Source organism: Acinetobacter bouvetii DSM 14964 = CIP 107468, from assembly GCF_000368865.1.
Taxonomy (GTDB): Bacteria; Pseudomonadota; Gammaproteobacteria; order Pseudomonadales; family Moraxellaceae; genus Acinetobacter; species Acinetobacter bouvetii.
The window spans coordinates 39,572-62,086 of the sequence record NZ_KB849729.1; the positions used below are offsets into that span (position 1 = coordinate 39,572).

Here is a 22,515-nt window from a genome sequence, read left to right on the forward strand (position 1 = left end):
TATCCATATGTTTGAGTGAGTAAAAATATGGATCAAATCAATTTCTTTAAATGTTTGGCTGATGAGACGCGATTCAATATCGTCATGTTGGTTCTTGGAAATAATGAACAGTGTGTTTGTGATTTGACTGAAAAACTAGAGTTGAGCCAACCCAAGATTTCACGGCATTTAGCCTTACTGCGTTCTTCTGGTCTTTTACAAGATCGACGTCAAGGACAATGGGTCTATTACAGTCTCAATCCCAATTTACCCACTTGGTGTATAGACGTACTTAACACCCTTAAAAATGCTGATTTACAGCCAAAAGTTGCTCCATCATTTCAACAAATCAATAGTTATTGCGAGTAGAACAAGATGAAATTCCTTTTTTTATGTACTGGAAATAGTTGCCGTAGCATCCTGTCAGAAGTGCTGTTTAATAGTCGTGCCCCAGAGGGTTGGAAAGCATATAGTGCAGGTAGTAAGCCATCAGGGCAAGTACATCCATTGACCATTGAAACTCTAGAAAATTTAGGTCTTTCAACTGAAGGGTTATGGAGTAAAACCATTGATGATTGTGAACAATATCAACCTGACGTAGTGATTACGGTTTGTGATTCGGCTGCGCAAGAAGCGTGTCCACTGTATTTAGGTGGAGCAATCAAGGCACATTGGGGCTTGGCTGATCCTTCGCATTTAGACTTGCCGAAAGAAGAGAAGCTCAAAGCATTCCAAGTGACTGTAGACCATATCAATCGTCGTTTAGATGCGTTATTTGCACTGGATACAGCGCACATGTCTCGTGCTGAATTGATTGCTGCAATCAATCACATCTCAGATATTGAATGAGAACATCATGGCTCAACAAAGACTGTCATTTTTAGATCGTAACCTCACGCTATGGATTTTCATTGCGATGGGGGTGGGAATAGCGATAGGTGTGTTCTTTCCACAAGCCTCAGTGGCATTGGATAAAATGAGTGTGGATTCTGTCAATATTCCAATTGCGATTGGTTTGATTCTGATGATGTATCCACCATTAGCTAAAGTGGATTATGCCGCGCTACCACAAGTGTTTAAAGACAAAAAAACCTTAACTCTGTCTTTGGTACAGAACTGGGTGATAGCACCAGTATTGATGTTTGCATTAGCCATTATTTTTCTACATAGCTATCCAGAGTATATGACAGGCTTAATCCTGATAGGACTGGCTCGTTGTATTGCGATGGTCTTGGTGTGGAACGGTTTGGCCTGTGGGGATAACCAATATGTTGCTGCATTGGTGGCTTTTAACAGTATCTTCCAAATTTTATTTTTCAGTACCTATGCTTGGTTGTTCTTGACCTTCTTACCACCTTATTTTGGTGTTGCAGGGCAAGTGATCAATGTCGATTTCTGGACCATTACCCATGCGGTACTAGTGTATTTGGGAATTCCATTTTTCCTTGGCTTTATGACGCGATTCACTCTAGTGAAAGCTAAAGGTCTGGATTGGTATCAAAATGTCTTCTTACCTAAGATCAGTCCACTGAGTCTACTGGCTTTATTATTCACGATTGTGGCGATGTTTAGTCTCAAAGGGAACGACGTAGTGAGCTTACCGATGGATGTCTTGCGTATTGCGATTCCATTGACGATTTACTTTATCGTGATGTTCTTCATCAGCTTCTTCATGAGCAAATGGATGGGGAACGATTATCCTAAAACCACAGCTATTTCTTTTACTGCCGCGGGAAATAACTTTGAATTAGCACTTGCTGTAGCGATTGCAACTTTTGGTTTAGCTTCACCTGTGGCGTTTACCACGGTAATCGGCCCATTGGTTGAAGTACCAGTGTTGATTGCTTTAGTCAGTGTGTCTTTGTGGCTCAGAAAAAAGTTTTTTAAAGCAGAGGTGTAATTTCTATGACTCTCCCAAATGTAGATATGAATCTTTTGGATCAACCGACTTTAGAAAAGGTACAAGCTAAAGAATTGGATCATCCACCCCGTATTTTGCTGCTGTATGGTTCAAACCGTGAGCGTTCATACAGCCGTTTGGCCGTAATGGAAGCAGGACGTATCTTGGAGCAGTTTGGTGCCGAAGTAAAAATCTTTCATCCTAAAGGGCTACCTTTACCTGAAGATGCGGACACTGAACATCCAAAGGTTAAAGAGTTGCATGATTTACTCGCTTGGGCAGAAGGCATGGTGTGGTGTTCGCCTGAGCGTCATGGCTCAATGAGTTCAATTTTCAAATCGCAAATTGACTGGATTCCACTGGCAGGTGGTGCAATTCGTGCAACCCAAGGCAAGACTTTGGCGCTCATGCAAGTCAGTGGTGGATCGCAGTCTTTTAACAGCTTAAACCAGATGCGTATTTTAGGCCGTTGGATGCGGATGATCACCATTCCGAACCAATCGTCTATTCCTAAAGCTTTTTTAGAGTTTGAGGAAAATGGAAGGATGAAACCTTCATCCTTCTATGATCGAATTGTCGATGTCATGGAGGAGCTGTATAAATTCACGCTACTGACGCGTGGGCAGAGTCAGTACCTCACGGACCGTTATTCAGAGCGAAAAGAGTCGGCAGAAGAATTATCTAAGCGTGTCAATCAACGTAGCTTATAAACTTTAGGTGATCAGAAATGCAAAAGAGACATTCTAAATTAGTGATCTTAGGTTCAGGGCCTGCGGGTTATAGCGCTGCTGTGTATGCAGCACGTGCAAACTTAAAACCTACATTGATAGCGGGTATACAACTTGGTGGTCAATTAACAACGACCACTGAGGTAGATAACTGGCCGGGCGACCCAGAAGGTTTAACTGGTCCTGCACTTATGGAAAGAATGCAAGCCCATGCTGAACGCTTTGGTACAGAGATTGTGTATGACCATATCAATGAAGTTGATTTAAGCGTCCGTCCATTTGTGCTAAAAGGCGACATGGAAGACTTTACTTGTGATGCACTGATTATTGCAACAGGTGCGACAGCACAATACTTGGGTCTTGAATCTGAAGCTAAATTCATGGGACAAGGTGTCAGCGCATGTGCAACTTGTGATGGTTTCTTTTATAAGAATCAAAAAGTCATGGTCGTGGGTGGTGGTAACACAGCAGTTGAAGAAGCACTTTATCTTTCTAATATTGCTGAACATGTCACCTTAGTTCACCGTAGAGACAGTTTACGTTCAGAGAAAATTCTACAAGATCATCTTTTTGCCAAAGAAAAAGAAGGCAAAATTAGTATTCTTTGGAACAATCAAGTTGATGAAGTCTTAGGTGATAATACTGGTGTTACTTCAGTTCGCTTGAAGTCAACTTTGGACGAAAGCATACAAGACGTTGAAGTTCAGGGCTTATTTATTGCTATTGGTCATAAACCAAATACAGGTATGTTTGACGGCCAACTCAACCTACGTGATGGCTACATTCAAGTACAAAGTGGTACTTCAGGCAATGCAACAGCAACTTCTGTGGCAGGGGTATTTGCTGCGGGTGACGTTGCGGACAGCATTTATCGCCAAGCAATTACTTCGGCAGGCTCAGGCTGCATGGCAGCTTTGGATGCCGAAAAGTATCTTGATCAATTGAGCAATTGAAAGGCTCATTTAAACGCTTGAAAATTGCATGAAATACGCCCAGTCTGTTGAGCGGACTGGGCGTTATTTTGATTATGACAATAAATAATAGGAGAGAAGCTTTGACTCAATTACAAGCTGAAGTCGATGTAGTCATTATTGGTGGCGGTCAGGCAGCCCTTGCCACAGCTTATTTCCTCAAACGTAAGAAAATTCCATTTATTATTTTAGATGACCAATCTCAGGCGGGCGGTGCATGGTCACATGCTTGGGAATCTCTTCGTCTTTTTTCTCCAAATACTTGGAGTTCGTTGTCAGGTTGGATTATGCCAACAACTGAACAAACCTACCCAACGCGAAATGAAGTGATTGACTACTTGTCTGCATACGAGCAACGCTATCAATTTCCAATTATTCGACCAGTTCATGTCGATCATATCGAACAAAAAGATGGCTATTTAGATGTGTATGCTGGCGATCAATATTGGCGAGCTAAAGCGGTGGTCAGTGCGACAGGGACATGGAGTCAGCCTTATATTCCGCATTATGAAGGACATGAACGATTTGAAGGATTACAAACGCATTCAGCACATTATGTAAATCCAGAGCCTTTTATCAATAAGAAAGTGATTGTAGTTGGTGGTGGTAACTCAGGGGCACAAATTCTTGCCGAAGTCTCAAAAGTTGCAGATACCACTTGGGTCACAGTAACACCACCTCAATTTTTATCGGATGATGTTGATGGGCGTGTTTTATTTCTTCGGGCTACTGAACGTTTAAAAGCCCAACAGGAAGGTCGTGTGATTGATCAACCCGTTGGTGGTCTGGGTGATATTGTCATGATAGACAGTGTCAAAGAGGCCCGCGAACGTGGCGTACTACATAGTCGAGAGCCTTTTACCTCATTTGAGGAGCATTCCGTTGTTTGGGCTGATGGTACAAGACAAGCAGTAGATGCTGTGATTTGGTGTACAGGGTTCAAAGCTTCATTGAATCACTTAAGAAGTCTTGATGTGGTAGAGCCTGATCAGACAGTTGCTGTGAATGATGGGCGCTCAGTAAAAGTAAATAACCTTTGGTTGGTTGGCTATGGGGAATGGACAGGCATGGCATCCGCAACACTCATTGGGGTTTCTAGAACAGCAAGAGCAACGGTAGATCAAATAGCTGCTTATTTGGCTAATGTTTAAGAGCTATGCATTTAAGGCAGTGTATAGAAAGGTTTGCATTGCCCCTCAAGACTTTATGGATACTTCTTTATTGTGATGTTACTTCATTCAAGAAAATACAAACTCATTGCTGTTATGGGCTTCACGCAGATTCTTGCGTGGAGTTCTACATTTTATCTACCCGCAGTACTGGCTAATCTTATTGCCAAAGACACAGGATGGTCTCTAACTTTAGTGATTGCAGGATTGTCTTGGGGATTTATTGTTACAGGTATTTGCTCTCCAAAAGTTGGACGGGTTATCGAGCAATTTGGTGGAAGAAAAGCACTCTCTATTAGTTCAATATTCTTCGCTATCGGACTGTTATGTTTAGGGCTTTCCTCTCATCTATTGGTTTATTATTTTGCATGGACAATGCTCGGTATTGGTATGGCTTTTGGCTTATATGATGCTGCATTTTCAACCTTGGGGCGATTACTTGGTCAAGATGCAAAAACAGCTATAGTAGGAGTAACACTATTAGGTGGCTTAGCCAGTACTATCGGATGGGCACTCATCGTATTTTTAGAAGGCTTATACGGTTGGAGAATTACTTGCTTCATTCTTGCATTATTTCATCTGCTACTCGGTTTGCCGTTGCATTACTTTTTACTTCCTAGAGAAGAGCAAAGCACGGAAGCTCACGCTAAAGAACTCAATAGCCAAACCAATCTACATAAAGGAGGTAATAGACTCTTTATGTTGGTAGCCGTTATTTTGACGGTACAATCTTTTGTTGTGGCGACAATTTCAGTTCATTTATTATCGATGCTAAAAACCATTGGTTTTAGTGTATCAACAGCCCTTGCGATTGGGATGATGATTGGTCCCGCGCAAATTATAGCGAGGCTGCTTGAGTTCTCTTTGTTTAAAAACTTGCACCCAAGTTGGTCAAGTCGTGTTGGGGTCTTGATTAGTTTCTTTGGCATCATTTTTTTGTTCACGGATGGATATGTCTTAGCCTTGCTTGGTGCGGCGTTATATGGCGCAGGGAATGGTATTCTTACTATTATTCGAGGCACGTTACCTCTCGCCTTATTTGGGCAAGAAGGTTATGCAACCAGAATGGGCTTATTAGGTCGGCCTATCATGATTGCACTGGCTTTTGGGCCTCTCATCTCTGCGTTTATTCTTGAAAAGTGGGGAATTAATATTTTACTAATAATTTTAACTGCTTTGGTTTTTATCGCATTGCTTGGCACGCTGAAATTACCCGTTCAACAAGCGGAGAAAGTGGCAGAGTAAACTCTATTGAATGGAAGCAATAGAGTTTTCTTTCAACAAACTCAAGATTGACTTAAAACTTAACTTTTCAAGTCTTTCAATAGCAATGGCATGATATAGGCAGCATCAGCACCGACACCACGTAAGGTCGCTGATGCAAAATTTCTTTGTTTAGGAAAGCCTAAAAAATATAAGCCTGAATGTGCATCCGATACTCCATTACGCTGAATTAGGTTTTGATTTGAATCAATCACTTTTAACCCATCTAAATACGAAACATTAGGTCTAAATCCTGTGGCAAATAAGAGTGTGTCAATTTCTTCTTTTACACCATTTGACCAAATGACACCAGATTCATCTACTTCAGTAAACATTTCGCGTTGCTGAAATAGTCCGCTTTTCAGGGCCGCACGGTATCTTCCATCATCTAAGACAGGTGTGCTTTGATCGTTTAGCCATCGTGTTTTTTCTAAGCCTGTCCATTTTAACCACCAGTGAAAATCCATACCTAGGATTTTCTGCGGGAAGAACTTTATCTTCTCTCGGCTTGCAATTGTAACGTTTGAGGAAGCTCCTAATTCAGCTGCGATTTGTACAGCAGAGTTTGCGGCTCCCACCACGACTATTTTTTGATTGATATAGTTTTGTGGATTCAGATATGAAGCACTATGGATAATTTTTCCTTTAAATTTATCTAGTCCTTTTATTTTAGGGATATACGGCTTAGCAAATGCACCAGAGGCAGCAATAATTGTTTTGGTCTGATAACGATTGTTTTGTCTTGTTAAGACTTCAAAACCTTGATCATTAGGAGTAACGCTTATGACGCTTTCATTCAGCTGAATAGGAAAGTTAAATTTTTCAGCATACGATTTTAAATAGTTGATTACTTCGTCTCGTAGAGGATATGCATGTGCAGTTTTAGGAAAGCTGAAATCAGGTAGTGATGAATATGCGGCAGGAGAGAATAATTTTAAGCTGTCGTAATAATGATGCCATGAACCTCCAATCTGATTAGTTGCTTCTAGAATAAGAAAATTAACCTGATTTTTTTTAAGATGCCATGCAGCCGCTAGACCTGCTTGCCCTGCACCAATGACCAATGTTTCTATTGTTTTCATAAAATCGAACCTGTATTAAATGTGTTTATATGCACATATATACATATATTGGATAAAAAAAGAGTTAGTTACAGCAATACGGCATGATGAGTTTCAGTTCCTTCAAGATGGCTTCAAACTTATGAATAATCTCTAAACCATTGATTTCGTAAATACGATGCCTTCCTGCGCGTTCAACACGTAAAATTCCTGCATCGAGTAGAACTTGTAAATGACGCGATATTACAGATCTTTCTTGAGGAAGGTCTTCAGCAATTTGGCTGATATCTGCTTTACCAAGTATTAAAAGTTGACGAATCACAGCAAGTCTTGCAGGTTCTTGTAATGCCTTAAAAAGAGGGTCATTGAGAACGCTAAGTGCGGAATCAATGGCGAGTTCTTTATTCATTTGGATAAAGTCTGATTGTATCGTGGCCTAAAGATAACACGATAAAATACATATGTGTATATTTGCGCACATATTGAAATGGGAAATGTAGATACTTAAACCAAAATTAAAGTTTATTTCATTCATATATGTTCTGGTTTATATTAATAAGAATTTGATTTAAAAGCTAAATAATAAAATTTGGGGGATTGAATTTGGAATTTAATATTACTTTTTATGATAGTTTCGGAAATCCATTTGATTTTGAAACATTACAGCAATTAAAGAATTTTCTTAATTTAGAAAAAAAATTTTGGTCTGAGCAGAAACAAGATATTGGTGAAAACCTTACAGGAAATTTTTCCAAATTCCCTGAACAAGTTGACCGTCTTTTTACTCATTTAGAACCTTATGAAAATGCTTTGAGTATGGATCCTCCCCCAGTCAATATTGATCAGCTAATGCATAATTATGAAGGTTATAAATCTCAATTTATACAGTGGTGTGGATCATATTGGATTTACAGAGGAAATCCAAATACTGAAGCTTTAATTAATGCTTATAGGTATTCTACAGCTTCGGGGATAGCTTTTTGGAATGCCATTAAGAATAAGCGTGTGGAATTGGGGAACCAACAATTTCATACATTTATCGGAATGATCATGGCTTATGAGTTTGTCTTTCAAGATCATGCGCAAATGTTTAAGCGTAGAAATTCTGAGAAAAAAACTTTCAGTACTTTAAGAAATGAACTTGAGTCCGAAAGAAATGAACAGATTAAAGAATTTCAGAACTTTTGTGATCAATATTCTGAATGGTCTATTGAATCAAAAAAAGATTTTGAAAATAGAATTGCTGATTATCAAGAACGTTCAAATTCAACTATTCAAGACCATTCTAATTTTTTTAACGAAATGGCTGATCATGCAATCAACAGAAATAAAGAACTTGAGGACCTGTACGTCGAAAAATTAAGATTAGAAAAGCCTGCAAAATATTGGGAGAATCGTGCAAAAGATCTTAAGAACCAAGGTATCATTTGGTCAATTTTCTTGGTGGTAGTTTTGGGAATAGGTATTGCTTATTTTAGCTATTTATTTACTCACTGGTTAAAAGGGCAGGAAATAGCACTTTCGCTCCACAGTTTGCAGGGGGCAATATTACTAGCTGTGATTATTTCAATGTTTGTTTTTTCAATCAGAGTACTTTCTCGTTTAGTATTCAGCTCATTCCATTTGCAACGCGATGCTGAAGAACGTCAGCAATTGGCTTATGTTTATTTAGCATTAAGTAATGAAACAAATGTAGATGAAGAATCAAGAAAAATTGTCCTACAGGCCTTATTTAGTAGAGCTGAAACAGGATTACTTGCCTCAGAGTCTGGTCCAACTATGCCGGGTGTAGAGGGTATTGCAGGATTGATATCTAAGGCTAATAAAGCTTAGATCAATAATTTCAATAAATCTGCTACAAATATGCCAATTTTAAGTTATCACTTAACTGGTTTGATACACATTTATAATTGTGTATAAAACTGTGTACATATTGAAGATTCCCCTTATGTTTAAAGATCAATTAGCTAGAGAAGTCGCGGCTCGCAGAACTTTTGCTATTATTTCCCACCCAAATAGTTAAATTTAGACATTCCTAGTTTTTTATCTAATAATTGATTCTTACACCAAATTTACACCATTAATTTAATTTTAAAATTTAAATTGTTGAATTAATTGAGTTATTTTTTAAGTATTGTCCAATCCATCATCGGGGCAACAGAAATGCGGGGATGAAGTTTATTTTCAATGGTATGAAGATTCGTCATTAAAAATGATGCCTCGAAAACAATGCAATGGACAATGGGGATCAAACTGAATTGGGGAGTATATTGAAATGGCTGGAGATGCCCTTTCAAAATAGGCCGTCATACTATCATAAAATAGGCGGATTTCGCGAAGCATTGTTCGCAGTCAGGGTTAACGCTACGCTATTTTAAATAGCAGAGGATGCTTTCATCGAATTGAAAAAAGTCATATGATCAATGAAAAATAATGAAATTTTCATCTTGAAGCAAATGCATAATTTGAGATGTGCGGGTATGCTTGCTAAGCTGAAAATAAAAAATATATTGAATAATTTAGTTAAGAATAAAGGAATTGTATGTACAAAATTATTGGGGCCATTGGATTGGTATTGAGTTTAAGTTTCACATCAGGCTGTGCTGTGGTAATGGCAAGCAAGCAGCCGACAAAGAAGAATACGGCAATGATTCAGCAGGGCGTATCCAGAAGCCTTGTCATTGCAGAGTTTGGCGCACCTGTGACTTCTGAATTTAAAAATGGCAAGCGCTATGAAATATATACCTTTATGCAAGGCTATTCGACCGCCAGTAAAATCGGCCGCGCATTTTGGCATGGGGCTGCAGATGTGGCTACAGCGGGCTTGTGGGAGCTGATTGGCACGCCTGCAGAAACTGTATTTAATGGACAAAAGATGTCCTATGAATTTATTTTTGATGAGAATGATTTGCTCGAAAGCCATAAACTATTAACTTTAAAAACTGATAAGAAACTGGCAGCAACAGAGTAAAGGAGTATGCATTGCTCTTGGTCTTAATGGTGAACATCATCAGCATCGAGAGCGCTGTTGAACAGAGAAATTGCTGTGCTGTTTATACCTTGCCAATAATGCAGCCAGAAAAGCTTATAATTAAAGGCAATTGTGCAGTATTTTGTTTGAGCAGTGAATACTGCGTTTAGCAAGCGTTAGGCCTGGCCCATAAAAATCCAGAAAAAGAAAAAATAGGATGAATAAATATGTTGATGCTTGAAGAAATTTTTAAGATAAAAAAGGCTGAAAATTCAGAGGCATTTAACCTACGTATTCTGCGCGGACTCAGCTGGCTCAAGAAAGCGTATGATTTGAATGAAGAGCCTGATTTGCAGTACATGAGTTTGTGGATTTCATTCAATGCCATATACGCGCAGGGTACAGAACCGAATGAAAAATGCCTGCCGCAGTTTTTAAAGATGCTGTGCCAAAAAGATGCAGAAGGGAAGCTGGGCCAAATGTTATGGGAAAAACTCAGCCAGCCTGTACAGGCGCTGCTTCATCAGCATGCGCTTTATCAAGGATTTTGGGATTATCAGAATGCTCAAATTTCTATGGAGCAGTTTAAAGAGGGGCTGGCTCAAGATATGGGACAGCAGCGTTTGGCCATGCAGCAGCAGGATACGTTCGCCCTGTTAATACTGCTGTTTAAGCGTTTGAATACCCTGCATATTCAGCTGATGCAAGGCGGGATGAGTTGCGGCAGCGCCGTGAACCGTAAATATATGCAGGACTGCTGCCATGTTTTGGGCGCTTTAATGCCAGTCATGATTTTACTGTTGTTGGAAAATGCGCAGGCGATGGATTTAGGCAAGCCTTATTATCCTGCTGCGCATGTGTGTTAGCTGCAGGGTTTAACTTTGCTTTTGCTGAATATGCTGCAGATTATAGCGCTGATCGAGCAGGGCAAAAAACGCTGCGGCCGCGGCCAGGACTAATCCTGTGAGGCAAACCATCGTCCAGCCGCCATGATGCCATGCATAGACCCCCAAAGCGGAACCGCAAGCGCCTCCGATAAAGTAAGAGGTCATATAAATAGAGTTAATGCGCGAACGCGCAGCGGGATTAAGCTGAAAAATAATATTTTGATTGCAGCTGTGCACTATGGCCAAGCCCAGGCTGATGATGCCATAGCCTAAGGCATAACTGAGCAGGGAATGCCCGCCGATATACAGCAGCAGCCAGCTGAAGGCCATAATGCTGCAGCCCGCCCAAGTCAGTTTTGCATTATAGCCGCGGTCAGCCCATTTGCCGACCGATTGTGTGGACAAGGCGCCAAAGACACCCACTAAAGTCAGGACACCTACCCAAACATCCGCCAATGAAAAAGGCGGCGCCGTCAGCAGCATGGCAATCGTTGAAAACAGCATACTCATGGCTGCAAATACGCAGCCGCCAAGCAGGGAGCGGTAAACCAAACGGCGCTCCTGTTTCAGCAGCTGGCCCATGGATTTAAAGATGCTGCTGTAGCTCATCTGCATGGTGCTGACATTCGGCAGCTGGCGCATCAAAATGGCCGCAATCACCAGCATGAGGATGGCGCTGAGGATATAAATCATTTTCCAATGGATTAAATTGGACAATAAGCCTGACAGGCTGGTCGACAGCAGAATGCCAACCAGCAGGCCACTCATGAGAAAGCCGACCGTCTCGCCAATTTTTTCTGGACGTACAGCAAGGGTCACCAGCGGAATCAATACCTGCGCCGCTACAGAAAACAGGCCGGCTGTAATGGTACCAATCCAAAGCATTGGCAAATTCACAGCAAGCGCGCAAATGCCAAGGCCAATTGCAGCGCCAAGCATCAGGATCGGAATAAATTTGGTTTTATTGACAATATCGCCCAGAGGCACAATGAACAGCAGCCCTAAGGCATAAGAGATTTGCGCAAAAGTGACGGTTAAGGCGACTTGAGATTGAGGCACATTAAAACTGTGCTGAATTGAACTGATCAGCGGCTGGCAATAATAGTTGGCGCCTGCACAGAGGCCGCAGGCAACTGCCATGAGCATAAGTAAAGGTTTATTCTGGCTGATGTCAGCAGAGGTATGCATATTAATCCTAAAGAACATGTCACTTAGCCGCAAGATGGCGGCTAAAGAGGTGCTGAATCGTCTGCGATTCAACCGCTGTTACTATAAGCAAAATCAAGGCCTGCATATAGTCTCAGACTGTAAAATGCGGTGATGAGCGTCTATAGGATATTGTTTGACGGTGGCTTAATGGGTGCTCAGTTTTTTCTTAGACAATGTAATCATCAGCACGCCTAAAATATTTAAAATGCAGCCCATCCACTGAATCATGTTCAGATGTTCATCTAAAAATGCCACAGCCAGCAAAATGGTCAAGATTGGGCCGATTGAGGCAATCATCGCCGATTGCGCAGCGCCAAGCCGAACAATGCTTTGCATCATGAGGATGGTGGGCAGCACGGTGACAAAGAAGCCCAGCGCCGCGCCATAGCCCCAGACACTCAGCGGCAGTTGCCGCAAAAGCTGCAGCGGCTCTGGAACGGCCAATGCAAAATGCACCAAGGTTCCGATGCAGGCAATGCTGAGCGCCAAGCCGTTATAATGCCAAGAACCGAATTTCACAATGAGTTTAGGCGTCATCAATAAATAAGATGCAAAGGCTATGGCACTGGCAAAAACCAAGCTGGCGCCCAGCCAAAAATTGCTTTCATGCGGCGCATTGCTTTGTTCCTGCAGCATGACAATGACCGTGCCGCCGTAACTGAGCGCAATGGCAAATATGCTTTGCAGCGTGAGCCGCTGCCGGTAGATAAAGCTGGTAGCAATCACGGTCAGCGTGGGATAGAGAAATAAAATAATCCGTTCCAGTGATGCACTGATGTACATCAGGCCCTTAAAATCCAGCCAGCTGGCAAAATAATAGCCCAGCAACCCAGCTAAAATCAGCAGGACCCAGTCTTTTAAATGGAGGTCTGCATAGCTTTTACGGCTGAACCAAGTGATCAGCAGGAAAAACGGCAGTGCGCAGCTCATGCGGAGCGCCATCAGAACAGTGGCATCCACCTGAGGCGACAGCGCGTAGGCCTGTTTAATAAAAATGGCTTTGGTGCTGAACAAAAAGGCTGCGCAAATCGCGCAAAGTGAGCCGATTTGAGTCCGCGTCAAAAATAGCTGCATGGACTGATCATTCTGGCAGAGGCTTTAATGCTGAATAGTATAAATGGCGCAGTTTAAAAGTTGAAATGTAAAATAATCATAAAGGCTATTCCAAAAAGGCATAGAAAATTGACGCTATAACAGCATTTAAATGAATGATTCTTGAAATTGAAGTGTACATTCGCTTAAAAAGCCGACTTTTAGATTTTTATTCCTTGCTGAAAGAGAAGATTCTTGGAGGGAAAATAATTTCCGCACCAACATAGGGCAAAACTACCATAAATAGCCCAAACTGATTTAGGGTCATCATGGTGTAAAATATTCAAAAAATTATTTTTTTATTAATTTTTTATCTAATTAGACTTAAGGTGCATAAGGGAAATGAATATAAAACATCCAAAATGCAGAATTTTCTAAAAATCTGCGCTGCTGAATGCCGCGGGCTACATTGACAGAATATTCCAAAATTTCAGTCATGCCGCGTTTGCAGAAAAGGCTTGTTTATTGTCACTAAAGCCAATACTGCAATTGGGGACATTTGAATAGGCTGAATAGGGCAGGCATTCCATGCATTTCCGCGGATAGGGCCGGCGTGTCCCAGCCATGCAAAACTTGTCAGAATCATCAATCAGTCAGGCAGCGGCAAACAAACCGTTCCAAAATTGGTAAAAAAATCCCCAATGCAGCGTCCGAAACTTTAAAACCAGTATAAAAAAGATTCATACGATTAAAAATAAAAATGAATAAGTGTTATATCGCATCATAATTTTTATGAATCATCAGTTCAAAATATGGGTATTTATTAAATAAATATTGGGTGGTAATTTAAAAAAGTTCAATTAGAATCCAAAAATTCAACAAGAACACACCTGAGGGGAAGCGCCGGTTTTTTCGGTGCTTGCTTAAGAAAAATTAGCTTGAGGAACGCTCATGCAGATCGGAATTCCAGCCGAAACTGTTGTCGGTGAAAATCGCGTCGCTGCGACGCCAGAAACAGTAAAGAAGTTGATCAGCGCTGGTCATAATGTGGTTATTGAACGTGGCGCCGGTGTAAAAGCGGCCTACATCGATAGCGCTTATGAACAGGTTGGCGCCAAAATTACAGATGATGCTTATACTGACAGTCAAATTATTTTGAAAGTCCGTGCACCGCAAGGTGAGGAAATTCAAAAGCTTGCGCCAAAAAGCTCAGTCATCGGAATGTTTGACCCATACCGCAATCCCGAGTTGGACAAATTTGCTGATCAGCAAGTGTCTGCATTTGCGTTGGAGCTTTTGCCGCGGACGTTATCCCGCGCGCAGAACATGGACGTACTGTCGTCTCAGGCTAACTTGTCTGGCTATAAGTCTGTGCTTTTGGCAGGGGCTGAGTATCAGCGCATGTTCCCAATGCTGATGACAGCTGCCGGTACTGTAAAGCCTGCACGTGTCGTGATCATGGGGGTCGGCGTTGCCGGCTTGCAGGCGATTGCAACGGCTAAGCGGTTAGGCGCAGTTGTTGAAGCAACCGATTTGCGTCCTACAGCGCGTGATCAGGTTGAATCTCTGGGCGGCAAATGGCTGGATGTGCCAATGTCGCCAGAAGAGCAGCAAAAAGCTGCCGATGCCGCTAAAAATGGCTATGGCTGGATGCCGGGTGAAGACTATATCCGTGATCAAGCCATCATCGTGGATAAAGCGGTATCCAATGCCGATATTGTGATTACCACAGCATTGCTGCCGGGCCGCGATGCGCCGCGCCTGATTAAGGCGGAAACCGTTGCCAAAATGAAACCGGGCTCCGTCATTTTAGATATGGCGGTCGAAACAGGCGGCAACGTTGAAGGCTCAAAATGCGGCGAGACCGTGTTGACTGAAAATGGCGTGAAAATTTTGGGTATTCCGAATTTGCCGTCTACCGTGGCGACAGAAGCGTCGGCACTGTATGCGCGCAACGTTTTTAATTTCTTAGACACGCTGTTTGATGCGGATAAAAACTTCGCGATTAATCCGGAAGAAGAAATTCAAAAAGCCCTTCTAGTAACTCATAGCGGCCAAGTTCTGCTGAAGCGCGGTTAAGGAGAGTCATCATGGTTGAAACTATTACTATTTTCGTCTTAGCCATCTTCGTTGGTTACTACGTTGTTTGGGGCGTTACGCCTGCATTGCATACACCGCTTATGGCAGTAACCAATGCGCTGTCTTCGATCATTGTGGTAGGTGCAATGCTCCAGACTGTGGGCATTCCAGGCTTGGTTGAAGCGAATGTGCAATTTCAAAGCATTAATGTTGTGAGTGTATTGGGTGCAGTCGCTGTATTTTTGGCAAGCATCAATATTTTCGGCGGTTTCGCAGTGACTGCGCGCATGCTTGAAATGTTCAAGCCGAAGCAAAAGAAAAAAGAGGGCTAAGACATGGAATTTATTCGAGACTATGCGGATTGGTTCTACCTGATTGGCGCCGTGCTTTTCATTCTGACTTTACGCGGTTTATCTGGCCCTAAAACCGCCATTCAAGGGAACCGCTACGGCATGATCGCTATGGCGATTGCTGTGATCACGACATTCTTTGTGGCGGATCATCCAGTTGTTTGGATGATTGGCGGCGCGATGGTCTTGGGCGCTGTGGTGGGCATTGCCCGCGCGCGTACCGTTCCGATGACGCAAATGCCGGAAACTGTCGCGCTTATGCACTCTTTGGTAGGTTTGGCTGCTGTACTGATTGCCATTGCTGCGATTCTGCACAACAACCAATTGACTGCTTTATTTGCTCAAAATGAAGTTGCGTTAACAGCTGCAGGCGTTGAGCATGCACACATGAGCAAAGTTCATTTATTTGAATTGTTTGTGGGCTGTTTCGTTGGTGCAATTACCTTTACTGCTTCTGTATTTGCTTACGGCAAACTGGCTGCGAAGAAATGGGCAAAAACGATTTCCGGTGGCTGGGTAAAACCTGTTCAAGCTTTGATATTCCTTGCAATGCTGGTGTGCGGTGTTTACTTCTTCACGACAGGCAACATGAATGCGTTCTGGGCAATGACTGTTCTTGCGCTGGCATTTGGCTGGGTGTGGATTGCGCCAGTGGGCGGCGGTGATATGCCGGTTGTGGTGTCGCTCTTGAACTCGTTCTCGGGCTGGGCTGCAGCAGGGATCGGTTTCACGCTTGAAAACAATATGCTGATTGTTGCGGGTTCACTGGTGGGTTCATCAGGCGCGATTCTGTCTTACATCATGTGTAAAGCCATGAACCGTTCAATCATTAACGTGCTGTTTGGCGGCGCGATGGGCGGTACAGCGGTTGCTTCAGCAGATAAAGGCGAACAAGCGCAGCGCAACCACCGTTCAGGTTCTGCAGATGACGCAGGCTTCCTGATGTCAAATGCGGACAGCGTTGTGATTGTTCCGGGTTATGGTATGGCGCAAGGCCGTGCGCAAAATGCGGTCAAAGAGCTGTGTGAAATTCTGAAAGAACAAGGCGTAAAAGTGCGTTTTGCGATTCACCCGGTTGCCGGCCGTATGCCGGGCCATATGAACGTACTTTTGGCTGAAGCAGACGTAGCTTATGAAGACATCTTAGAGATGGATGAGATCAACTCAGACTTCCCTGCAACAGATGTGGTGCTGGTGATTGGCGCGAATGACGTGGTAAACCCTGCAGCCAAAGATGATCCGACATCGCCGATTTACGGCATGCCGATTTTGGAAGCGCATAAAGCGCGGACCATTATGGTGATCAAGCGCTCTATGGCGACAGGTTATGCGGGCCTTGACAATGACTTGTTCTATAATGAAAAAACCATGATGATTTTCGGTGATGCGAAAAAAGTTGTGGAAGACATGACCAAAGCTATTAATGGCGGCGGGCACTAATGCAGGGCCTTCAAATCCCGCTTTTATCAAGCGGGATTTAGGGAGAGTTAAACCGCCTTCGGGCGGTTTTTTATTTCGGGTGTCTTTAACTTTGTTTTCAAGACGGGGTGTTATGCATTTTCAGAGGCTGTATTTGGTGCACTGCATGCCGGCTGAGCAGAGTTCATCCTGAAAAAATAAAAGAATAGAGGAAAAATAAAATTTATAAATTTGGATACGGCATTAATTTATAGCTGAAACATCAAGAGCGGCAAGGCCTTGTATCGGCTTCACAGGATCATGCAACTGTTCCAATGATGATATGGCATCGTTTTTGCTAAAAATAAATTATTCCGGGGGGATTATTTATGAAAGTAAAAGCAATTTTAATGGGGCTATGCATCATATTTGCAGCGCCAGCGATGGCTGCAGAGAATACAGCTGCAAATATTCAAGAAATCCGCATTTCGCTGGATAGTGTCTGGGTCATTTTAGGCGGTATTTTAGTCTTTTTCATGCAGGCTGGATTTGCCTTAATTGAAAGCGGTTCGGTCCGCAGTAAAAATACTGTCAATGTTCTGATGAAAAACTATATGGATACGTGTCTAGGCGGATTAGTGTTTTGGCTGGTCGGCTTTGGCATTATGTTCGGTGTCAATCACAGCGGTTTTTTTGGGCAAAGTCATTTTGCGCCGAATAATTTAGATGACTGGAATTGGAATTTGCTGTTTTTCCAAATGATGTTTGCGGCTACCGCAACCACGATTGCCAGCGGCGCAATGGCAGAGCGCATTCACTTTGTGGCTTATGTGGTGAGCGCGACGATTGTGAGTGGCTTAATTTACCCAGTCTTCGGCAGCTGGGCGTGGGGTAGTTTATTTGGCGGTGAGGGGTGGCTGAAAGCGCTGGGCTTTATCGATTTTGCCGGCTCAACGGTGGTTCATTCGATTGGCGGCTGGGTGGCGCTGGCTGGCCTGATTGTTCTGGGCCCCCGTTTAGGCCGTTTTGGCCGGGATGGCAAAAGCCACTATTTGCCAGGGCATAATTTAACATTAGTTGCCTTGGGCGGTTTTGTCTTGTGGCTGGCCTGGTTCGGCTTTAACGCAGGCTCAACCATTCAAGCCAATGTCAGCATTGGGCGTATTGCGCTGAATACCCATCTGGCGGCCTGCGCGGGGGCCACAGCCTATATGGCGCTTTGCCTGATCCGCAAAAAAGCGATTTTAATCCGCAGCACCATTAATGCTTCTTTAGGCGGCCTTGTGGCAATTACGGCTGGCTGCGCCAGCATGACGCCTGTTTTCGCCATTTGCACAGGCTTAATTGCCGGATTGCTGGTGACTGTTGTGCCGGTACTGATGGAACAATTTAAAATTGATGATGTGGTGGATGCGGTTGCTGTGCATGGCTTTTGCGGTGCTTGGGGCACCATTGCAGCCGGTATTTTTCTTGAAAACAAGATGTTTAATGGTGCCGTGATTTCAATTCAATGCCTGGGCGTCATGGCTGCTTTCCTTTGGGGCTTTGGTGTTGCCTTTATTGTTTTTAAAGTGCTGGACAAAGTGCTGGGCGGGCTGCGGGTCAGCAAACAGTATGAACAGCGCGGGCTGGATTACACCGAACATGCAGAGCTGTCTTATCCTGAATTTCAGAAAGATGTCACTTTTGAAACTGATGGCATGACCCAGCGTCATTAAACCAAGCACTCTTTTGAGGGGGGACAGTATGAGCAGTGAAATTTTAAATCTGATGCAGCGCCGCCAAGCCATTGAGCGCGGCTTGCAGCAATATTTCAATGGCACAATGCTGGAACGGGTTTTAGCGCATTGGGAGCAGCAATACAGCGCAAAGCCGGCATTTGTTTTAAACCGTTTTCTCAGTGAAATCTGTACGACTGAAGAGTTGCGCCATTCCCGCAAGGACATGCTGCGCCAAGTGCTTCAGGCGTTATCTGAAATGGAAAAACAAGAACTGCTGCAGGGCGTGCAGCAAGCCAAGCCTGCTGTTGAAGATGAATTGATTTCTGTTGAACTTATTGATGCTTTCAGCCGGTTTATTGCTTTTGTGCTGGATGCTGTTGCCGTGAAAGATTTGACCGATTTTGAGCAGGAAATTCAGCAGCAGCTGCAGCAGAAAGGATTTGCGCAGCATTCCAATGAGGCGCTTGGCAGTCCAGAATTTGCAGCTTCACTGCCGATATCCAGCTATGCATTTATTATTACTGCATTTTATGAAATTTTTTGCGAATTCTATGGGCCCATGCGCGCAGACCAGGTCTATGCGCAAAGCAAGCTGAAAATTAAGTCGCTTTATCCTGATGTAGATTTGCATCAGCTGCTGTAAATAGCCGGCAATAAAAAAGCGGTCATGATTGACCGCTTTTTTTAGATTTGCTGCTTAAGCGACAGACTCAGGAGATGTGCGCCAAAGGCTTTCCAAATCATAGAATTTTCGCGCTGCCGGCAGCATCACGTGCACAACAACAAAACCGAGGTCAATCAGAATCCACTCAGCATCACGTTCGCCTTCAACACCAATAGGACGGAAGCCAGCTTTGCGGGCTTCTTCAGCAACATTGTCTGCAAGAGATTTGATATGGCGGGTAGATGTACCGCTGGCAATCACGATTGCGTCTGATACATTACTGATTGAGCTGACATCAAGCTCAACAATTTCTTTTGCTTTTACATCTGCAAGTGCTTCACGTACAACTTCAAGGCAAGCCTGTACGTCTTTCTTTTGGGTATTAAGAGTTAGATCGTGAGAATTAGAAGCGCTGGGCGATGGTTCTAAATTCATGGAGGGTCTGATTTCCTGACAATTATTCATGCTCTAATATAGCGGTTTTAGCGCTGAATTTCAAATCAGCGCCATATTTTGACCAAAGAATTTATGCAAAGTATTTGTCTTTCCACGCAAAAGTTTTTTCGGAGGCTTGGCTCGGGCGGTATTCTGCAGCGGTATAGCCTGCATAGCGGCTTTGCTTCAGCCAGCTGAATATCGCCGCATAATCTATTTTCCCTGTACCTGGCTCGTGGCGCGCAGGGCAGTCTGCAAACTGGATATGTCCAATAGAATCAATGTTTTCTTGCAATCCTTCCAAGACATCCTCACCCATCATGGCCATATGGTAACAGTCATACTGCATCTTCAGGGCCGGGTGTCTGACGGCTTCAAGAATCTCTTGCGCCTGCGCGATATTTTGTATCAAAAAACGCGGCATATCGGTGCCGTTAATCATTTCAAATACCGGCCGAATACCATGCGAGTTGAACATCTGGCAGGCCATTTTCAGGTTGGATGCAAGGGTGTTGAGGCAGGGGAGCAAATCCGCATCGTGCGGCTGCTTGCCAGCCAGTATATTGACACTTGGAACCTGCAGCGCTTTGGCATAGGCGATAGCTTGCTCTGCGGCCTGATGGAATGCTATTTCTTTGCCGGGAATGCCAGCCAATCCATTGCCGCCCTGCATGAGATCTCCGGCAGGCACATTGATTAGGCAAAGGCCTAAATTATGCACTGTCAGCTGAGTTTGAATCTGTTCAATGCTCAACTCATAAGGAAACTGAATTTCGACATGGTCAAATCCCTGAGCGCGCGCTAAGGCAAAACGCTCGATCAGCGGCACTTCGGTAAAAATCATTGAGAGATTAACGGCGAGTTTGATCATGCAGGACTCCTTGCGCAACGGCGGTATAAATTCAGCTTATCAGGATTCGCGCTGTTCTACATGCTGAATGACCGTAGATAGATCTTTTTCCGCAAAACCATTCGCCTGATGATTTTGCAGCTGCCGCAGCGCCAGCTCGGCAACAGGAATTTTCAGCTGATGCGAAGCCGCCAGCTGAACCGCATTATTCAAGTCTTTAGCGAGTGTTTGCACTTTCCACTGCACAGGCTCAAATGTATGGGACGCCATGCGGGGGGCTAAAATTTGAAAAGGCTTTGAATCGGCAAATCCGCCAGCCAGCGCTGGGGCTAGTAAGGCGGTGTCTACGCCGGCTTGTCCTGCCAAGGCAACGGCTTCAGCAATTAAGGCGCTGTTGGCGGCGACAATCAGCTGGTTGCAGATTTTAGTCGCTTGTCCTGTGCCTGTGCCGCCCATGCGGGTCACGCGCTGCGACAGCACATTATATATTAGAGTTAAATCTTGAATGGTTTGCGCATGGCCGCCGGCAAAAATGACTAAGGTGCCTTGCTCTGCGCCTGCTGTGCCGCCAGAGACGGGCGCGTCAATCCAGATGACTTTCTTCTGTTTTGCCTGTTCCGCCAACTGCAAGGTTAGTGAGACAGACAGACTGGAAAAATCGACAATAACCTGTTCTGCTTTCAAGAAGGGCTCAATGAGCGCATACACGGAAGCGGCTGCCGCATCATCCGCCAGGCAGGTCAGAATGAGCGGATACGCTCCAATATCCTTCAGCGCAAGCTGAGCCGCGCCCATATCGATCAGTTCATCGCACGCGCTGGCTGTGCGGTTCCATACTGCAACGTCAAAACCCGCCTGAATTAAACGGGCGGCCATGCGGCTGCCCATCAGGCCCATGCCTAAGAATGCAATTTTGCTGCTGCGGTCAAAACTCATGCTGTCCCTCTGCCTATCCGTCAATTTAGAATCAGCAGAGGATTTGATTCCGCTGATTTATGCTGTTTGTTCTGTGCGCTGTTTGGGCTTATCGATATTGGCGCGGTAAAAATTGAACGTCTGGGTTCTTGTCCTTTTTGCGCGCAAGCTTGCTGTTTTTGCCCAGCAGCAGTTTCAGCTGCCAGATTTTTTCCAAGCGCAGGGATTTATTGGGAGAATGCTCCATTGCGTCCAATACGCGCTTGACCGCAGCCAGCGCATCAGGAGAACGGTTCAGCATTTCTGCGGCTAAAGCCTGCGCCTGCGTCAGCGGCGATTTATTCAGGTGGGTCACTAAGCCAATGTCTTTGGCATAGCGGGCATCAAAAATACGCGCAGTCAGTGTCAGCTCTTTGGCTAAATCCAATCCAATGATGCCTTTAATGGAGCGGGTAAGTCCCATATCCGGCACGAGTCCCCAGCGGCTTTCCATAATGGACATTTGCGTGCTGGGATGCGCAATGCGGATATCTGCAGCCAGCGCCAGCTGCATGCCTGCGCCAAAACAGAAACCTTCAATGGCGGCAATCACAGGAACGGGCAATTCCTGCCAAACTAAAAATGCTTTTTGAAAGAGGCTTTGGCCTGGTTTAATCAGTTCCCAAGCGGCATAAGCGGTATTTTTAGGGTCGTTTAAATCGGTGAGGTCAATGCCTGCGCTGAAGACTTGCGCTTCACCGGTCAAAATGACACAGCGGATGGAGCGGTCTTTTTTGATTAAATTGGCAATACGCACCAGTTCTTTCAATAATGCAAAACTCATTGCATTGCGCTTATCGGGGCGGTTTAAAGTGACCGTTGCAATGCCGTTGCTTTTTTCCAGTTTAACCAGTGCCATGCTTAAAAACTCTTATTTTTGACTTGCTTTGAGCA

23 protein-coding genes are annotated in these 22,515 nt (G+C 43.9%); 15 read left to right on the forward strand and 8 right to left on the reverse strand.

Annotation, left to right across the window (positions count from 1 at the left end; all coding sequences use genetic code 11):
* Positions 1–27 precede the first annotated feature (27 nt).
* The 7 genes from F941_RS16310 (at position 28) to F941_RS13890 (ending at position 5,992) form a co-directional block, all read left to right on the forward strand.
* A complete protein-coding gene (locus tag F941_RS16310; RefSeq protein ID WP_005012525.1) occupies positions 28–348 on the forward strand; it encodes a metalloregulator ArsR/SmtB family transcription factor in 321 nt (106 codons plus the stop codon).
* Positions 349–354: 6 nt separating this feature from the next.
* Entirely contained in the window at positions 355–828 is a 474-nt protein-coding gene (locus F941_RS13865; protein ID WP_005012530.1) for an arsenate reductase ArsC, read from the forward strand.
* Between the two features lie 7 nt (positions 829–835).
* Positions 836–1,879 (forward strand): ACR3 family arsenite efflux transporter, encoded by a 1,044-nt coding sequence (gene arsB, locus F941_RS13870; protein WP_005012531.1) that lies wholly within the window; start codon positions 836–838, stop codon positions 1,877–1,879.
* Positions 1,880–1,884: 5 nt separating this feature from the next.
* The gene (gene arsH, locus F941_RS13875; RefSeq protein ID WP_005012532.1) at positions 1,885–2,589 is read left to right on the forward strand and encodes an arsenical resistance protein ArsH; all 705 of its coding nucleotides are present in this window, start codon (positions 1,885–1,887) and stop codon (positions 2,587–2,589) included.
* Between the two features lie 17 nt (positions 2,590–2,606).
* Positions 2,607–3,560: a thioredoxin-disulfide reductase gene (trxB, locus tag F941_RS13880; RefSeq protein ID WP_005012533.1), complete on the forward strand. Its 954-nt coding sequence runs from the start codon at positions 2,607–2,609 to the stop codon at positions 3,558–3,560.
* Positions 3,561–3,661: 101 nt separating this feature from the next.
* Positions 3,662–4,729: an ArsO family NAD(P)H-dependent flavin-containing monooxygenase gene (locus tag F941_RS13885; protein ID WP_005012535.1), complete on the forward strand. Its 1,068-nt coding sequence runs from the start codon at positions 3,662–3,664 to the stop codon at positions 4,727–4,729.
* 75 nt (positions 4,730–4,804) lie between these two features.
* Entirely contained in the window at positions 4,805–5,992 is a 1,188-nt protein-coding gene (locus tag F941_RS13890) for an MFS transporter (RefSeq protein WP_018573141.1), read from the forward strand.
* A gap of 59 nt (positions 5,993–6,051) precedes the next feature.
* Here the strand turns inward: F941_RS13890 and F941_RS13895 are convergent, their stop codons facing one another.
* Positions 6,052–7,092 (reverse strand): flavin-containing monooxygenase, encoded by a 1,041-nt coding sequence (locus F941_RS13895; protein WP_005012538.1) that lies wholly within the window; start codon positions 7,090–7,092, stop codon positions 6,052–6,054.
* Positions 7,093–7,156: 64 nt separating this feature from the next.
* Positions 7,157–7,480: an ArsR/SmtB family transcription factor gene (locus tag F941_RS13900; protein ID WP_004651289.1), complete on the reverse strand. Its 324-nt coding sequence runs from the start codon at positions 7,478–7,480 to the stop codon at positions 7,157–7,159.
* A gap of 194 nt (positions 7,481–7,674) precedes the next feature.
* On the opposite strand from F941_RS13900, the gene F941_RS13905 reads away from it, so the two are divergent.
* The 3 genes from F941_RS13905 to F941_RS13915 all read left to right on the forward strand — a co-directional run bounded on the left by F941_RS13905 (position 7,675) and on the right by F941_RS13915 (position 10,908).
* Entirely contained in the window at positions 7,675–8,904 is a 1,230-nt protein-coding gene (locus F941_RS13905; protein WP_005012540.1) for a DUF6161 domain-containing protein, read from the forward strand.
* A 709-nt stretch (positions 8,905–9,613) separates the two neighbouring features.
* The gene (locus F941_RS13910; protein WP_005012542.1) at positions 9,614–10,042 is read left to right on the forward strand and encodes a hypothetical protein; all 429 of its coding nucleotides are present in this window, start codon (positions 9,614–9,616) and stop codon (positions 10,040–10,042) included.
* Between the two features lie 227 nt (positions 10,043–10,269).
* Positions 10,270–10,908, forward strand: a complete 639-nt coding sequence (locus tag F941_RS13915; RefSeq protein ID WP_005012544.1) for a hypothetical protein — start codon at positions 10,270–10,272, stop codon at positions 10,906–10,908.
* Between the two features lie 9 nt (positions 10,909–10,917).
* Here the strand turns inward: F941_RS13915 and F941_RS13920 are convergent, their stop codons facing one another.
* Both F941_RS13920 and F941_RS13925 read right to left on the reverse strand, forming a co-directional pair.
* Positions 10,918–12,117: an MFS transporter gene (locus F941_RS13920; protein ID WP_005012545.1), complete on the reverse strand. Its 1,200-nt coding sequence runs from the start codon at positions 12,115–12,117 to the stop codon at positions 10,918–10,920.
* Positions 12,118–12,282: 165 nt separating this feature from the next.
* Positions 12,283–13,212, reverse strand: coding sequence for a DMT family transporter (locus F941_RS13925; protein ID WP_005012546.1), 930 nt, complete (start codon positions 13,210–13,212; stop codon positions 12,283–12,285).
* A 909-nt stretch (positions 13,213–14,121) separates the two neighbouring features.
* Between F941_RS13925 and F941_RS13930 the strand changes: the two genes are divergently transcribed.
* The 5 genes from F941_RS13930 to F941_RS13950 all read left to right on the forward strand — a co-directional run bounded on the left by F941_RS13930 (position 14,122) and on the right by F941_RS13950 (position 19,361).
* Positions 14,122–15,249: a Re/Si-specific NAD(P)(+) transhydrogenase subunit alpha gene (locus tag F941_RS13930; protein ID WP_005012550.1), complete on the forward strand. Its 1,128-nt coding sequence runs from the start codon at positions 14,122–14,124 to the stop codon at positions 15,247–15,249.
* Positions 15,250–15,260: 11 nt separating this feature from the next.
* Positions 15,261–15,581, forward strand: coding sequence for a proton-translocating transhydrogenase family protein (locus F941_RS13935; protein WP_005012553.1), 321 nt, complete (start codon positions 15,261–15,263; stop codon positions 15,579–15,581).
* Positions 15,582–15,584: 3 nt separating this feature from the next.
* Positions 15,585–17,039 (forward strand): NAD(P)(+) transhydrogenase (Re/Si-specific) subunit beta, encoded by a 1,455-nt coding sequence (locus tag F941_RS13940; protein ID WP_005012555.1) that lies wholly within the window; start codon positions 15,585–15,587, stop codon positions 17,037–17,039.
* Between the two features lie 368 nt (positions 17,040–17,407).
* Complete coding sequence (locus F941_RS13945) at positions 17,408–18,715, forward strand: ammonium transporter (protein ID WP_228128351.1); 1,308 nt, start codon at positions 17,408–17,410, stop codon at positions 18,713–18,715.
* A gap of 28 nt (positions 18,716–18,743) precedes the next feature.
* Entirely contained in the window at positions 18,744–19,361 is a 618-nt protein-coding gene (locus F941_RS13950; protein WP_005012559.1) for a hypothetical protein, read from the forward strand.
* A gap of 54 nt (positions 19,362–19,415) precedes the next feature.
* Here the strand turns inward: F941_RS13950 and rsfS are convergent, their stop codons facing one another.
* The 4 genes from rsfS to F941_RS13970 form a co-directional block, all read right to left on the reverse strand.
* Positions 19,416–19,817: a ribosome silencing factor gene (rsfS, locus tag F941_RS13955; RefSeq protein ID WP_005012562.1), complete on the reverse strand. Its 402-nt coding sequence runs from the start codon at positions 19,815–19,817 to the stop codon at positions 19,416–19,418.
* A gap of 91 nt (positions 19,818–19,908) precedes the next feature.
* Positions 19,909–20,688, reverse strand: a complete 780-nt coding sequence (locus F941_RS13960; protein ID WP_005012565.1) for a hydroxypyruvate isomerase family protein — start codon at positions 20,686–20,688, stop codon at positions 19,909–19,911.
* Between the two features lie 39 nt (positions 20,689–20,727).
* Positions 20,728–21,603, reverse strand: coding sequence for an NAD(P)-dependent oxidoreductase (locus F941_RS13965; protein ID WP_005012568.1), 876 nt, complete (start codon positions 21,601–21,603; stop codon positions 20,728–20,730).
* A gap of 88 nt (positions 21,604–21,691) precedes the next feature.
* On the reverse strand, positions 21,692–22,480 hold the full coding sequence (locus tag F941_RS13970) for a crotonase/enoyl-CoA hydratase family protein (protein ID WP_005012569.1): 789 nt from the start codon (positions 22,478–22,480) through the stop codon (positions 21,692–21,694).
* Positions 22,481–22,515 lie beyond the last annotated feature (35 nt).